Raw genomic sequence first — 13,412 nt, forward strand, 5'->3', positions numbered from 1 at the left:
AGCTATAAAAGGTCTTCGTTTTTACTTGTATCTTCCGGATTAGGAAGTGTGTTTTGTTCTTCAAAAGGTCTCTTTCCAAAAATCTCTATCAAGTCATCTTTAAAGATCACCTCTTTTTCAAGAAGTTTCTGAGCTAAAACATCAAGCTTATCTCTGTGTTGATCTAAGATCTCGATTGCTCTTGCATATTGACCTTCAATGATTTTAGAAATTTCTTCATCAATAACCTTTGCTGTTTCTTCACTATATGGTTTCACGAATGAATCGTTTCCAGAAGAGTCATAATAAGTAACATTACCAACTTCTTCATTTAAACCATAAACAGTAACCATGGCACGAGCTTGTTTTGTAACCTTTTCTAGATCGCTTAAAGCTCCAGTAGAGATTTTGTTGAAAATTAACTTTTCGGCAGCTCTACCGCCCATAGTTGCACACATTTCATCCAGCATTTGTTCTGTTTGAACAATCTTTCTTTCTTCTGGTAAATACCATGCTGCACCTAATGATTGTCCTCTTGGTACAATAGTAACTTTTACTAATGGTGCCGCATATTTAAGCATCCAGCTTACAGTTGCATGTCCAGCTTCATGATAAGCAATTACTTTCTTTTCTTTAGGAGTAATTACTTTGTTTTTTTTCTCTAGTCCACCAACGATTCTATCAACAGCATCCATGAAATCTTGGTGGTGAATTGCTGATTTATTATTTCTTGCAGCGATTAAAGCAGCTTCATTACATAGGTTAGCAATATCAGCTCCAGAGAAACCAGGGGTTTGTTGTGCTAAGAATTCTAAATTCACATCATCAGCTAATTTTAATGGCTTAATATGAACTTCGAAAATTTCTCTTCTTTCGTGTAAATCTGGTAGATCAACATAAATTTGTCTATCAAATCTACCTGCACGCATTAATGCCTTATCTAAAATCTCTGCACGGTTGGTTGCAGCTAATACAATAACGTTAGATTCTGTACCGAATCCATCCATTTCAGTTAGTAACTGATTTAAAGTGTTTTCGCGCTCATCATTACCTCCTGTCATACTGTTTTTTCCACGAGCACGACCAATAGCATCAATCTCATCAATAAAAATAATCGATGGTGATTTTTGTTTTGCTTGCTTGAATAAATCTCTTACACGAGACGCACCCACACCAACAAACATTTCAACAAAGTCAGAACCGGATAAAGAGAAGAATGGTACTCCAGCTTCACCTGCAACAGCTTTAGCTAATAAAGTTTTACCTGTTCCAGGAGGTCCTACTAATAAGGCTCCTTTTGGGATTTTTCCTCCTAATTTAGTGTACTTTTCAGGATTTTTAAGGAAGTCAACAATCTCTTGTACTTCTTCTTTAGCACCTTCTAAACCGGCTACATTTTTAAATGTAGTTTTTACTTTAGTGTTTTCATCAAATAGTTTCGCACGAGATTTTCCAATATTGAAAATTTGTCCGCCACCACCAGAACCACCTCCAGCTCCCGACATTCTTCTCATAAAGAATAACCAAATAGCAATCAGTAAGATGAAAGGTAAAGCGCTAAAAATTGTATCTAATAAACTAGTTCTTTGTTTGTGTTTATAAAATAAGCTTAAACCATATTTCTGTTTAGCTTCTTTTAATTGATTCTCAAAGTTTTGTAAATCACCAACATTATATTCAAAAACATTACTCGATTTACTGAAAAGTAAATTGTCTTTTTTGTTTTTTGTATATCTATCCTTCTCTTTAAGTACATCTTTTTTGATGTAAATTTCAGCAATAGATTTGTTATAAATCATGATTTTTTCAATGTCGTTTTCAATCAACATTTCATTAAAATCATTGCTTGTAATTTCTTTAGCATTTGGGTTACCTTGATTAAAAAGTCCCATAGCTAAGAAAAACAATATCAGTGGTATATAAATCCAATAAGAATTTAGTGTAAACTTAGGGTTGTTTTTTTTCTTTTCGCTCATAAGAATTTGGAGAGTTTAAGGATTATAAGGACTACGCTGGGCTTATTTCGGTAATCTTAGCATCTCCCCAAAGACTTTCAATGTCGTAATAATCTCTAACGTGTTTTTGGAAAATATGAACAACAACATTCACATAATCCATTAAAACCCACTCAGAGTTTCCTTGACCTTCAACATTAAAAGGTTTGTCTTTTAGTTCTTTACTGACTACTTTATGAACCGAACCCGATATAGCGTTAACTTGTGTATTTGAGTTTCCTGTGCAAATTACAAAATAATCACATACGGTATTATCAATTTCCCTCAAGTCTAAAAGTTGAATATTTTCTCCTTTTACATCATCTATCCCCTTAATTATAGTAGCGATTAATTCGTCTGTACTTGCTTGTTTTTTTGTCATTAAAAATTTTTAGTTTTAGCAAAGTTATTATTTTTTTGCGAGTAATTTATGTATTATTAAAACGAGTTACAATAATAAATCTATATGCAAATAATCAAACTCAATGCCACTGATTCAACAAATTCTTTTTTAAAGGATTTGTCAGTAGATTCTAAGCTAAATGACTTTACTGTTGTAGTTGCAGAAAAGCAAACTTCTGGAAGAGGTCAAATGAATACTATTTGGGTCTCAGAACCCAGTAAAAATCTAATGTTCAGTGTATATGCACAATTTACCAATTTGAATATTCAAAATCAAACTTTTTTGAATTTTGCTGTTGCTATCTCGATGTTTGAATTATTAGATAAATTAAATGTACCTAAATTGGCAGTAAAATGGCCAAACGACATTATGTCAGAGAAAAAGAAGATTTGCGGTATTTTAATTGAAAATGTATTGAAAGGATCAAACATTAACGCTTCAATAATTGGTATTGGATTGAATGTTAATCAAAGTAGTTTTCCAGAATTTCTTCCGGATGCTTCTTCCTTAAAAATGATTTTAGGTAAAGAGTTTGATTTAGACAATGTATTAAATCAGTTTTTGGAAGCTCTTAAATTTAATTTGAACCTTCTTAAAAAAGAAAGATTTCAGGAGTTAGAAGAAAAATATTTAAATGTATTGTATAAAAAAAACATTCCAAGTATGTTTAAAGACACTAAGAATGTTTTGTTTATGGGTAAAATTATTGGTGTAAATACCAATAATGGAAAACTTCAAATTGAGTTAAGTGATGAAACAATTCAAGAGTTTGCTCTCAAAGAAGTTTCATTTGCTTAAAACTATAGTTTTTCTAAATTATCTGTCAGAGTATTGATAAAACTTGTAAGTGGTTTTTTTACCATCATCGCCATCATCGGGTTAAAACTACTTTCAAATTTTAACTGAACATTACTTTCGTTATCAGAAACTCCATTGATGTCAGCAGCTAAAGTAAATGGTAATTTACTACTTGCAGCTCCTAAAGTAACATTTGAAAATTCAGTCTTTTCTTTCATTACTAAACGGATTTCAGGCATACCTTTTAATCCGAAAATAAATGACTCACCATCAACTTCAAATTTCTCTGTGTTTTCAGGCATTAATTGCTTGAAGTTTTCAAGTTGAGTTAAAAACTCATATATCTCTTGTTGCGATTTTTTTACAGTAATACTGTTTCCTTCGATATTCATTTTGTTAAGTTTATTTGGGTCTTAAAGATTTATTGTTTCCACTCGCTTGGATTTAATCTCCAACTTTCAAGTGTTATTAATTCTTTTTCGTTAATGTAATTACTTTCTAAAGCTTGTTCCAGTAAAACTTCGTAGTTACTTAATGTTGAGAAATCAAGATTATGTTCTTCAAAAGTTTCAGTAGCTACAGAAAAACCATAAGAAAATATAGCTACCATTCCCTTTACATTAACATCAGCTTCTTTTAATGCCTTAATAGCATTTAAACTACTTTTTCCTGTGCTGATCAAGTCTTCAACTACAACCACATTTTGACCACTTTCGATAAATCCTTCAATCTGATTTTTTCTACCGTGTTTCTTAGGCTCTGGTCTAACATAAACAAAAGGTACTCCTAATTCTTGTGCTACTAAAACTCCAATTGCGATTGCACCTGTAGCAACTCCAGCGATAACATCAGGTTTTCCATATTTCTCTTCTACAAGCTTCGCAATTTTCTCTTTTAAAAAGTTACGAACTGGTGGATATGATAGTGTAACACGATTATCGCAGTAGATTGGTGATTTCCATCCAGATGCCCAAGTAAAAGGTTCATTTGGACTTAATTTAATAGCTTTAACTTGTAATAAAAGTTCAGCGGTTTTTTTTGCAGTATCTTTGTTTAAAATCATAGCGCAAATGTATAAAGTTTTTGTGAATGATAGACCTATAATATTTACTTCTTCTCCAATTAAAAATGGAGAATATCCTGTAATGGATTGCAAAGATATTATATTAAATGATGTTATTAAGCAGGTTAAGAAAGGTAAATTAAAAGGCGTGTATGTTTTTACCTCAAATCTTAAAGAATTTTGGGCTAGATTTTGTGTTGATTATCGATTAAAAAAGGCAGGGGGAGGTTTAGTCGTCAATTCTCAAAAAGAAGTATTATTTATTTTCAGAGCGAGAAAATGGGATTTGCCAAAAGGAAGAATTGAAAATAACGAAAATATACAAGAAACTGCACTCAGAGAAGTTCAGGAAGAATCTGGAATTTCAGAACTAACCATAGAAAAGTTTTTAATGAACACTTATCATTTATATCCATCTCAGGGAAAAGATAGATTAAAAATGACATATTGGTATGTAATGAATACAACTTCAAATACAATTCCTAAACCGCTGCTAGATGAAGGAATTAAAAGAGCTTCTTTTTTTGATAAAGCCACAATCCAAACTAATATTCTAAAAAGAACCTACATAAATATAAGAATGGTTTACAAGGCATATCGAGATTCAATCTTATAAAGCATCCATTTTTGCAGTTTAATATTCGTTAAACTGTCACCCTGTCATTATTTTTAATCATAATCTGTCAAAACAAATTGAAAAAAGTGTTGGCATGACCTTTGACATTTCCTTTTTGTAAAATTTTGACTAAAAAATAAAATCGATAATAAAGTTATGAGTAAAATTATAGGAATAGATTTAGGTACTACCAATTCTTGTGTTTCTGTGATGGAAGGGAACGAGCCAGTAGTAATTCCTAACTCTGAAGGAAAAAGAACTACACCTTCTGTAGTAGCTTTTGTTGAAGGAGGAGAAAGAAAAGTTGGTGATCCTGCAAAACGTCAGGCAGTAACTAACCCTACTAAGACAGTTTATTCTATTAAGCGTTTTATGGGGAATAAGTTTTCTGAATCTCAAAAGGAAGCAGAAAGAGTACCATACGATGTGGTAAAAGGAGATAATGATACACCACGTGTAAAAATTGATGATCGTTTGTATACACCGCAAGAAATTTCTGCGATGGTATTACAAAAAATGAAGAAAACTGCTGAGGATTACTTAGGACAAGATGTTGCAGAAGCAGTAATTACTGTTCCAGCATATTTTAATGATGCTCAACGTCAAGCGACTAAAGAAGCTGGAGAGATCGCAGGATTAAAAGTTCGTCGTATTATCAACGAACCAACTGCAGCTGCATTAGCTTACGGTTTAGATAAAGCTGATTCTGATAAGAAAATTGTTGTATTTGACTTTGGTGGAGGTACACATGATGTTTCTATTTTAGAATTAGGAGATGGAGTATTTGAAGTATTAGCTACTGATGGAGATACTCACTTAGGAGGAGATGATGTTGATGAGAAAATTATCAATTGGCTAGCAGAAGAGTTTAAAGCTGAGGAAAACATGGATTTACGTCAAGATCCAATGGCTTTACAACGTTTAAAAGAAGCTTCAGAAAAAGCTAAAATCGAGTTATCTAGTACAACTTCTACTGAGATTAACTTACCATATATTACTGCAACGGCTTCAGGACCTAAGCACTTAGTAAGAACATTAAGTAGAGCGAAGTTCGAGCAATTAATTGATGATTTAGTTAAAAGAACTATTGAGCCATGTCAAACTGCTTTAAGAAATGCAGATTTATCTACTTCAGATATTGATGAGGTTATTTTAGTAGGAGGATCTACTCGTATTCCAGCAATTCAGGAAGCTGTAGAGAAGTTCTTCGGGAAAGCACCAAGTAAAGGAGTAAATCCAGATGAGGTTGTTTCTTTAGGAGCAGCTATTCAAGGTGGAGTTTTAACTGGTGATGTAAAAGATGTTCTTTTATTAGATGTAACTCCATTATCATTAGGTATTGAAACAATGGGTAATGTATTCACAAAGTTAATTGATGCGAATACTACAATTCCAACGAAGAAATCTCAAGTATTCTCTACTGCAGCAGATAACCAACCATCTGTAGAAATTCACGTTTTACAAGGTGAAAGAGCAATGGCAGCAGACAATAAAACAATTGGTCGTTTCCACTTAGATGGAATTCCACCAGCACAAAGAGGTGTTCCTCAAATTGAAGTTACTTTTGATATTGATGCTAACGGAATTATTAATGTATCTGCTAAAGATAAAGGAACTAATAAAGAGCAAAACATTCGTATTGAAGCTTCTTCTGGATTAACAGATGAGGAAATCCAAAGAATGAAAGCTGATGCTGAAGCGAATGCAGATGCAGATGCTAAAGCTAAAGAAGAGATTGATAAAATCAATGGAGCTGATTCAATGATTTTCCAAACTGAAAAGCAATTGAAAGAATTTGGAGATAAATTATCAGCTGATAAGAAAGCTCCAATTGAAAGTGCTTTAGAAGAGTTAAAGAAAGCTCATGAGAGTAAAGATTTAGCTGCTATTGACGCTGCAATGGAGAAAATCAATGAAGCTTGGAAAGTTGCTTCAGAAGAAATGTATGCTGCTCAGCAACAAGCGGGAGGAGCTGCAGGAGCTCAGCCAGAAGGAAATGCTGAAACTGCTGATAGCAATGATAATGTAGAAGATGTAGATTTTGAAGAAGTGAAATAAGACTTTATTAAAATTGAATAAACAAAAAACCAGTTACACAATGTGTAGCTGGTTTTTTCATTTAGAAACAATTTTTGTTCATTCGGAAACATGTGTTGAGTTTATGTAATTGAAAAAGTATTTTCGTATGTTAGACTTATTAACAAATGCGTACGGCATATTTTAATCTTAATGACAGATATAAATAGGTACATTTTATTCATAATTCTATCAACTTTTCCATTTCTGGTTTTTTCACAGAACCCGGTGTCAATTCAATTAACGGAGAAAGATGGTCTTCCAGATATTGAATTTTATAATATTGTAGAGGATAATCAAGGGTTCATTTGGCTGGCAGCCGATAAAGGCTTGTTCAGGTATGACGGTAAGAAATTTAAAAATTATTCTCACCCCGATAAAAGAGGGTTATCTGTTTTTGGAGTAAAATTAGATAACAGAGGTAGAGTTTGGTGTAATAATATTTCTGGCCAATTTTTTTATGTCGAAAATGATTCCTTAAAATTGTTTACAGATTTAGGGCAACGAGCAAGAGGAGAATTAACGAATTTCATTTTCTATAATAATAAACTCGCTGTTTATTATTTCAGAGAAATTATTTTAATAGACTTAGACAACCCTAGTTCCATAAAAGCGATTAGCGATAATAATAAAACAATATCGACTTTCGTGCATCGAGATAGTCTTTTCTATGTTATTGAAGATAAAAAATTTAATAGTTTAGATGGAGAGTCTTTCAGCCAAATTAAAACTTTCAAAAATAAACTGCACTCCGATTTTTTTTATATTAATTGGAGGTTTATTCATTTTCAAAATAAAAAGTTCTTTTTGGGCTTAGAGCATTTAGCTTCTAAGGTAAAGAGACAAAATAATCGATTAGTTCTTGAGACGAAGGATAGTTTAAAGGAGGTTGAATTACCTAATGATCTCAAGTATACTCCATTTATAAATTACTTCAGATTTGAAGATTTACTCTGGTTAGCTACTGAAAATGGTGTTTTTTCATGTGATTATGATAATGGTAGAATAGTAGTTAAAGATCACTTTTTTAAAGGTAAAAGTATTACCAAAATAATAAAAGATAGAAATAATAATTATTGGTTTACAACCTTAAGAAATGGAATTTTCATTGTCCCGAATATTCATCTTAAAGAGTTGAAATTAGACTTTGAAGACGCAAATATTACGGCAATGAGCAAAGTTGGTGAGGATAAAATAATTTTTGGATCATCAAAAGGAAGCTTAGAAATTGTAAATATTAATACAGAAGAAAGAAAAAAACTTCCGAGATACAGGAAAAACAAGGTTTTTGCAATAACGCCTATAAATAACGATAGTATTATAGTGGGTTATCGTGGCTTTACTTCGCTAATAAATATTGATGAACTCAGTAATAAAGATATCACAAATTTTTTCTTAACTGGAATAAAAGATTTTTCATACATAGAGGATAATAAGATTTTAGTTGCATGTTATAACATGGCAGCAGAAGTAGCATTAGAATCTAAAGAATTTAAAGAAAGAAGACTTGCTTCATTTCGTTCGTATACTACTCATTTTAGTGAGGAAAATGACAGAAGGTATGTAGGCTATGTGAATGGAACAAGAGCGTATGATGCTAATTTTAATGAAATAGAAATACTACATAAAAACAAAGAAGTATTTACTATAGATACAGGAGAAACAAAGGATGGTACTATTTGGTTGTCAACTTTTAAAAATGGAATCTTAGGAATTCGAAATGATAGTGTTTATGTTAATTATACTATTGAAAATGGTTTGCTTTCAAATTTGACTAGAGAGATTAAGGGAGATGGTGATAATTTATGGATTTCAACAACAAATGGAATACAGGTTCTAAATACAAAAACGAAAAAATTTAGAAATTTAACGAGAAGAGATGGTATAAATACATATAACATTTCAGACATTATACCTTTTAAAAATAAACTTTTTTTTAGCTCGAATAAAGGAGTAATTGAAGTTGATAAGGAAAAGGTTTTTAAAGAAACAAATACATTAGAATTTGACTTTACAGATATATTAATTAATGATAAACGTCAAGAACTTAAAAAAAGTTATAGTTTAAAGTCAGATGAGAATAAAGTTCAATTCGCATTTCAAATTAATGGATTCTTATCTGAAGAAAACGTACAGTACACTTATAAATTATCGGATAAAAAGAACTCCGACAAATGGAATGCTGTTGATCAAAATATAAATCAAATTACCTTTAGTAATCTTGCTTCGGGAGTTTACGAATTTACATTAAAAGCAACAGCTATTGATAATCCTAAAAACGAATTTTCGAGAGTGATAAATTTTAGAATAGCTTTACCCATTTATAAGGAGTGGTGGTTTGTATTTTTAATTTTTTTATCAGGAGTATTAATTATATGGTATCGATTTAGCCAACGATTAAAAACTATAAAAAAAGATCAGGAAGTAGCCTTAGAAAAGGAACGATTACAAAAAGAATTAGTATCAACTAAGCTGGAAACTTTAAGATCTCAAATGAATCCGCATTTTACCTTTAATGCATTGAATTCTATTCAAAATCTAATCCTAAAAAACGATAAAAAAGAGGCTTATAATTATCTCACAAAGTTTTCAAACTTAATTCGCGATAATTTGCACTTAAGTACAAAGAGTTTTGTTGAGTTTGAAAAAGAGTTATCCTTAATATATAGATACCTAGAATTGGAAGAACTTCGTTTTAAGAGTAATTTCAGTTATGAAATTAAGGTAGATCAAGAAGTTGAAGATATTAAGATACCTACGATGATTATTCAACCCTATGTAGAGAATGCGATTAAACATGGGTTGCTTCATAAAACAAATGGTGTAAGAAAATTACGAATTGAGTTTTTTCTAGAGGAAAAAGTTTTGGTTTGTAAAATTATAGATAATGGAATTGGGATAAAAAGAGCAAAAGAAATTCAGAGGTCTAATAAAGTGAAAAGAAAATCTTTTTCGACAGAATCAATTCAAGAAAGACTCTCTTTTTTAAGGGATTATTATGAGACAGATATAGGTGTAGAATATCCGAATGTAAATGATGGAACTACCGTAATAATTAAAATTCCATTTTATTTATAGCATTACTCAGCTAAATCAGTTGGGAAGGTTTTTATAAGTAATTAGAAAGAAAATAACAGAACTGAATAATTTTATCAGTATCTCTAAGATTTAAATGAAACTAAAACTAAAAAAATATTTATACAATCAAGATGAAAACTTAAGCGGTTTAGAAAGTAAGCGAATTACTATTCTAAATTTCTGTTGTTTTCTGATGACCTTTGATATACTTTTTTTTACCATTAAAAGAGCTATTGAAAATGAATTAAACTCTCAGATTTTATTCAGCTATGTAACCTATTTAATGCTTTTTATTACAGTATACTTTCTGCAACAAAAAAAGTACTATGTTCAAGCACGGATATTATTTTTAATGTCCTTTGCGTTTGCTGTTTTTATGTTAACTCAAGTTCTTTTTATTCATGAAAACACAGAGTATAATTATTTGGGGTTACCAATATTAGCATTGTTTTTTTTCGATAGAAAATGGGTGCATTACGTTACTTTATTAATTGCAATGTTCTTGTTTTTTATTCCTTATTACATAACGGAAAATAGAAATTTAGATAACTTTATTCCAGCTGAAAAAGTTTTCCTTTTTATCATTTTGTTCCTGGTAGTAAAATTCTTTAAAGACGTGAATGAATCAAATGAGAAAAAATTGAAAAATGCATATGAAGAGTTAGAGGAAAATAAACAAAATGAGTTATCAAGTTTACGTTTTAAGCTATTAAAATCTCAGTTGAATCCACATTTTATGTTTAACTCAATAAATTCAATCCAAAATCTAGTTTTAAAAGGAAATAAACATGAAGCGTATGATTATTTAACGAAGTTTTCTTCTTTTTTAAGAGAGAATTTGAATACAAGTGAAAAGAGATTTATCACATTAAAAGAAGAGACTTTAGTTTTAGAGCAATATCTGGAATTAGAGAAACTTAGGTTCAAGGAAAACTTTGAGTATAAACTGAACACTTTTAAGAATATGGAATATATAAATATTCCTACAATGATAATTCAACCCTACGTAGAAAATGCTATAAAGCACGGTTTACTTCATAAAAAGGAAGGATTAAGAAAGTTAGAGATTAATTTTAAAATTAAAGATGAAAATTTAAAATGTGAAATTATAGACAACGGTATTGGTGTAATAAAATCAAAGGAAATAAATAAATTAAATAATCTAAAAAAGGAACAATTTGTTAATGAGATAATTCAAGAGCGAATTGCATTTCTAAGAGATTATTATACGAAAGATGTAATAGTTGAATATCCAGAGGTCGATTCTGGTACGGCTGTAATATTAAGTATACCTTATAGTATATTAAATGAAGAAGAAAATGTAACTAAGACCTTCTAATTTATCATTAAGATGAGTATCCAAAAACTTTACAGTAAAATAGTACTTATAGGAACAGAAAATTCTAATAGGCGAGAAGAAAAAAGAATACGACTACTAAACGTATTTTGTGTAACATGGATATTTTGCTTGATTATGTTCATGATTACTGATCAATTTTTTGAGAAAAGTCTCAACAAAAGTATTGGTGTTCATTTATTTTCTTTTATTTCATTGTTCTTGGTTCTGTTTTTTCAGTTCAAGAGATGGTTTATTCTAGCCAGAGTTTTATTTATTATTGCGTTAATCATTAGTATATTCTCTTTCTCGGTTTATTTAGAAATAGGACGTTTTATGGAAAATTTTTATTTCCTATGTCCTTTAATAGCCTTAATATTTATTGAAAAAAAGTGGATTGTAGTATCATTTATGATTATTTGCTGGGCATTATATTTTGTTCCGAGTAAACTTTATAACATATACCCAGAACATCCTATGAATCCTGCTTTAATATTTGCAGTTTTTCTGGGGTCATTTGTTATTTTGAATTATTCTCAAGTTTTAAATAGAAAAAATGAAGAGAAATTAGAAGAGGCATACTTAGAGCTAGAAGAGAAAAGAAAGAACGAATTCGCTCACTTACAATTAAAGTCGCTCAAGGCGCAAATGAACCCTCACTTTATGTTTAACGCCATGAATTCAATCCAAAACTTGGTTCTAAAAGGAGATAAGCATGAAGCATATAACTATCTTACAAAATTTTCATCTCTTATACGAGATAATTTAAACATGAGTGAAAAAAGTTTCGTGTCATTTGAGGATGAAATACTATTACTCAAAAAGTACTTAGAGTTAGAGAAACTTAGGTTTCGAGAAAACTTTCAATATGAAATGATTGGAATAGACTTTATTGATAGTATTAAAGTTCCTTCAATGATTATTCAACCTTTTGTTGAAAATGCAATTAAACATGGTTTATTGCATAAGAAAACTGGAATAAAAAAAGTTACTTTGAAATTTACACTACATGAGGTTTTGGAATGTACAATTATTGATAATGGTATTGGAATGAGAGCTTCAAAAGATATAAATGAATTAAATGATTTAAAAAATAATTCTCTATCAACCAAGTTAATTGAAGAGCGATTAACATTATTAAAAGATTATTATAAAACAAATATTGGTTTTAGTTATATCGATATTCCGGAAGGAACTAAAGTAATTATTAAAATACCTTATACAGCATAAAATGAGTAGTTTAAATGCGATACTAGTAGATGATGAGTTAAATGCTCGAGAAAATCTGAGATATTTATTGGATGAGTTTTGCAAACAAGTTACAATTGTGGGGGAAGCGTCAAATGTTGATGATGCGGTAAAGATAATTGAAAAAGAAAATCCTCAATTGGTTTTTTTAGATATTGAGATGCCTCAAAAAAATGGTTTTCAATTATTCAATGAACTGAAAGAAATTAATTTTCAAGTTATTTTTATAACTGCTTATGATAATTATGCAATAAAGGCATTTCAAGTTGCAGCTATAGATTATTTATTGAAACCTGTAGATATTAACTTGTTGCAAAAGGCCGTTGAAAAAGTAGAGATACAATTATCTCAAGAACAATCAAATGATAGAATAAAACTTCTCCAAGAGAATAAGAAGAAATTCAAGAAAATAGCTATCCCTTATAAAAATGACTACGCCATTTTAAATATCAATGATATCACTTGTATCCAAGCTGATCGTGTGTATTCTATAATATCTACTTCAGATAAAAAGCAATTTGTAGCCTCTAAGAAACTGAATTATTACGAGGAATTATTTAAAGAAGAAGGATTCTTTGTAAGAGTTCATAGATCTTGGGTAATAAATACAAATTATATAGATGTGTACTCTAAAAGAGAAAAACAAATTCAACTAAAAACAGGAGAGTTAATTCCTGTTAGTAAAGGATATAAACAATCTTTTGAAGAGATATTCATTTCATAAAAAACCATTTAGGAAACAAAAAATGACCATTCGGAAGTAAAAAGAGACTTTAAAGAAGTGTATAACATTCTTTTGCAGTATAAAATATATTTAATTG

11 protein-coding genes are annotated in these 13,412 nt (G+C 30.2%); 7 read left to right on the forward strand and 4 right to left on the reverse strand.

Annotated features, from left to right (window positions below):
- Positions 1-2 precede the first annotated feature (2 nt).
- Both ftsH and rsfS read right to left on the reverse strand, forming a co-directional pair.
- The gene (gene ftsH, locus ABNT61_RS18280) at positions 3-1,955 is read right to left on the reverse strand and encodes an ATP-dependent zinc metalloprotease FtsH (RefSeq protein ID WP_348713621.1); all 1,953 of its coding nucleotides are present in this window, start codon (positions 1,953-1,955) and stop codon (positions 3-5) included.
- A gap of 31 nt (positions 1,956-1,986) precedes the next feature.
- Positions 1,987-2,355, reverse strand: a complete 369-nt coding sequence (gene rsfS, locus ABNT61_RS18285; RefSeq protein WP_348713622.1) for a ribosome silencing factor — start codon at positions 2,353-2,355, stop codon at positions 1,987-1,989.
- 84 nt (positions 2,356-2,439) lie between these two features.
- Here rsfS and ABNT61_RS18290 point away from each other — a divergent pair, with 84 nt between their 5' ends.
- Positions 2,440-3,174 (forward strand): biotin--[acetyl-CoA-carboxylase] ligase, encoded by a 735-nt coding sequence (locus ABNT61_RS18290; RefSeq protein WP_348744291.1) that lies wholly within the window; start codon positions 2,440-2,442, stop codon positions 3,172-3,174.
- 2 nt (positions 3,175-3,176) lie between these two features.
- Here the strand turns inward: ABNT61_RS18290 and ABNT61_RS18295 are convergent, their stop codons facing one another.
- Together ABNT61_RS18295 and pyrE are read right to left on the reverse strand one after the other, a co-directional pair.
- Entirely contained in the window at positions 3,177-3,566 is a 390-nt protein-coding gene (locus ABNT61_RS18295) for an SRPBCC family protein (protein WP_348713624.1), read from the reverse strand.
- A gap of 29 nt (positions 3,567-3,595) precedes the next feature.
- The gene (gene pyrE, locus ABNT61_RS18300) at positions 3,596-4,237 is read right to left on the reverse strand and encodes an orotate phosphoribosyltransferase (RefSeq protein ID WP_348713625.1); all 642 of its coding nucleotides are present in this window, start codon (positions 4,235-4,237) and stop codon (positions 3,596-3,598) included.
- A 7-nt stretch (positions 4,238-4,244) separates the two neighbouring features.
- Between pyrE and ABNT61_RS18305 the strand changes: the two genes are divergently transcribed.
- The 6 genes from ABNT61_RS18305 (at position 4,245) to ABNT61_RS18330 (ending at position 13,315) form a co-directional block, all read left to right on the forward strand.
- Positions 4,245-4,853, forward strand: coding sequence for an NUDIX hydrolase (locus ABNT61_RS18305; RefSeq protein ID WP_348744292.1), 609 nt, complete (start codon positions 4,245-4,247; stop codon positions 4,851-4,853).
- 156 nt (positions 4,854-5,009) lie between these two features.
- Positions 5,010-6,911 (forward strand): molecular chaperone DnaK, encoded by a 1,902-nt coding sequence (dnaK, locus tag ABNT61_RS18310; RefSeq protein ID WP_348713627.1) that lies wholly within the window; start codon positions 5,010-5,012, stop codon positions 6,909-6,911.
- Between the two features lie 246 nt (positions 6,912-7,157).
- Positions 7,158-10,007 carry a histidine kinase gene (locus ABNT61_RS18315; RefSeq protein WP_348744293.1) on the forward strand — a complete coding sequence of 950 codons (2,850 nt, stop codon included), beginning with the start codon at positions 7,158-7,160 and terminating at the stop codon, positions 10,005-10,007.
- Positions 10,008-10,101: 94 nt separating this feature from the next.
- Positions 10,102-11,346, forward strand: a complete 1,245-nt coding sequence (locus tag ABNT61_RS18320; RefSeq protein ID WP_348744294.1) for a sensor histidine kinase — start codon at positions 10,102-10,104, stop codon at positions 11,344-11,346.
- A gap of 333 nt (positions 11,347-11,679) precedes the next feature.
- The gene (locus ABNT61_RS18325) at positions 11,680-12,573 is read left to right on the forward strand and encodes a sensor histidine kinase (RefSeq protein WP_348744295.1); all 894 of its coding nucleotides are present in this window, start codon (positions 11,680-11,682) and stop codon (positions 12,571-12,573) included.
- 1 nt (position 12,574) lies between these two features.
- The gene (locus tag ABNT61_RS18330; protein WP_348744296.1) at positions 12,575-13,315 is read left to right on the forward strand and encodes a LytTR family DNA-binding domain-containing protein; all 741 of its coding nucleotides are present in this window, start codon (positions 12,575-12,577) and stop codon (positions 13,313-13,315) included.
- Positions 13,316-13,412: the final 97 nt, after the last annotated feature.

Origin of the sequence: Tenacibaculum sp. 190524A05c (assembly GCF_964036595.1) — a bacterium.
Classification (GTDB): Bacteria; Bacteroidota; Bacteroidia; order Flavobacteriales; family Flavobacteriaceae; genus Polaribacter; species Polaribacter platacis.

Excerpts from the sequence above, each read along its gene's own strand:
- ftsH (WP_348713621.1), bottom strand. The coding sequence starts at position 1,955 with ATGAGCGAAAAGAAAAAAAACAACCCTAAGTTTACACTAAATTCTTAT.
- rsfS (WP_348713622.1), bottom strand. The coding sequence starts at position 2,355 with ATGACAAAAAAACAAGCAAGTACAGACGAATTAATCGCTACTATAATT.
- ABNT61_RS18290 (WP_348744291.1), top strand. The coding sequence starts at position 2,440 with ATGCAAATAATCAAACTCAATGCCACTGATTCAACAAATTCTTTTTTA.
- ABNT61_RS18295 (WP_348713624.1), bottom strand. The coding sequence starts at position 3,566 with ATGAATATCGAAGGAAACAGTATTACTGTAAAAAAATCGCAACAAGAG.
- pyrE (WP_348713625.1), bottom strand. The coding sequence starts at position 4,237 with ATGATTTTAAACAAAGATACTGCAAAAAAAACCGCTGAACTTTTATTA.
- ABNT61_RS18305 (WP_348744292.1), top strand. The coding sequence starts at position 4,245 with ATGTATAAAGTTTTTGTGAATGATAGACCTATAATATTTACTTCTTCT.
- dnaK (WP_348713627.1), top strand. The coding sequence starts at position 5,010 with ATGAGTAAAATTATAGGAATAGATTTAGGTACTACCAATTCTTGTGTT.
- ABNT61_RS18320 (WP_348744294.1), top strand. The coding sequence starts at position 10,102 with ATGAAACTAAAACTAAAAAAATATTTATACAATCAAGATGAAAACTTA.
- ABNT61_RS18325 (WP_348744295.1), top strand. The coding sequence starts at position 11,680 with ATGGAAAATTTTTATTTCCTATGTCCTTTAATAGCCTTAATATTTATT.
- ABNT61_RS18330 (WP_348744296.1), top strand. The coding sequence starts at position 12,575 with ATGAGTAGTTTAAATGCGATACTAGTAGATGATGAGTTAAATGCTCGA.